This window comes from Bacillus sp. GMa5/1, from assembly GCF_050172015.1.
Lineage (GTDB): Bacteria > Bacillota > Bacilli > Bacillales > Bacillaceae_G > Bacillus_A > Bacillus_A cereus.
Genome location: NZ_JBNLYC010000406.1, coordinates 1 through 1,245, shown reverse-complemented (window position 1 = coordinate 1,245; position 1,245 = coordinate 1). Strand labels below are relative to the sequence as shown.

Below are 1,245 nucleotides of genomic sequence, written 5' to 3'. Positions count from 1 at the left end.
GCTGAATATGAAATATGGGAATTTAAATTAGATTCCAATCAGTACCTATTATCTATTAGAGATAAGGAAGTAAGTCTACACTTAGAATATTCTTTAAATAAAATGGAAGGAGAAAGTTCAACTAGAGAAAAAGCTTTGAAATATTTTATACAAAAATATGGAGACAGCTTTGTTAAATATAGCGGAAAGATGGCTGTATGCTCTTATTCGAGTTTTAGAAGAGGAGTATCTAAGAAAAATCCTTTGAAAAAGAGATATCACAGTGTTAAAGATTTATTTAAAAAGGCTAAATTAGAGATGGTTGAACCAAATGAATCTAAACAGATTTCAATTATAAAAAGATTAGAACCTAAGAAAAGGTCTAGGGAATTCGACTCTTACGAAGAGGGTGTTAGAGATAAAGCTATATATGAGTATCTATTCAATTCTAGAACCCATCGCTGGTTAGACGGAAATATTATAGGTCTGAACCCTGACGAGAGTCGTGGATATCAAGCAATGGGAATATTGCATTTCATTGGATTGAAAGATAAGCATAAAGGGATATTTAAGAATTTAAGTATTGGAGAAGCTATAAATTTACTAGAACAACAGGACGATGATTTTAGTGTAGTTATTCAATCTCTTCGAAGATATGAACAACGAGATACCGTTTATAGGAACACAGTAGTGGGGTCTCTAGAAGATGTTTATACTGAATTAAAATCAATTGTAGCGGTTACGCCAGAAAATATTGAGGTAACAGAGACTGAAAGAGAGCAAGTTATTAAATCTAGAATAGGTCAATCAACCTTTAAGAAAGAACTATTAAATATTGAAAAGAAATGTAGGTTATGTGGTATAGCAGATGAAAGATTTTTAGTAGCTAGTCATATTAGGCCATGGAGTCAATCAAGTAATCAAGAACGGTTAGATGTTAATAATGGATTACTATTATGTCCTAATCATGATGCATTGTTTGATAAGGGGTATATTAGTTTTGAGGATGAGGGAACAATTATGATTTCAGCTACTTTGGGTGAAGCTACAAAAGTTTTTCTTAATATCAATGATAAGTTAAGAATTCAAATCAACGAGGTTCAACAACAATACATGAAATGGCATAGGGAAAACTTATTTATAAAGTGATTATTGAAAAGGGACGTCCAATACATTTATCATTTTCTGCGATTTATTCAAACAAGGTTATAGGAGGATTGTTTCAGATGAATGACTTAATTAAAGATATAATATACTCTTCTATTA

General features: G+C 31.1%; 1 protein-coding gene. It reads left to right on the top strand.

What is annotated here, in order from left to right; translation table 11 throughout:
- The first annotated feature begins 102 nt into the window (after positions 1-102).
- Positions 103-1,128, top strand: a complete 1,026-nt coding sequence (locus ACQGSG_RS29025) for an HNH endonuclease (protein ID WP_426948756.1) — start codon at positions 103-105, stop codon at positions 1,126-1,128.
- Positions 1,129-1,245 lie beyond the last annotated feature (117 nt).

Coding starts and splice junctions, on each gene's coding strand:
- ACQGSG_RS29025 (WP_426948756.1), top strand. CDS start 103: ATGGAAGGAGAAAGTTCAACTAGAGAAAAAGCTTTGAAATATTTTATA.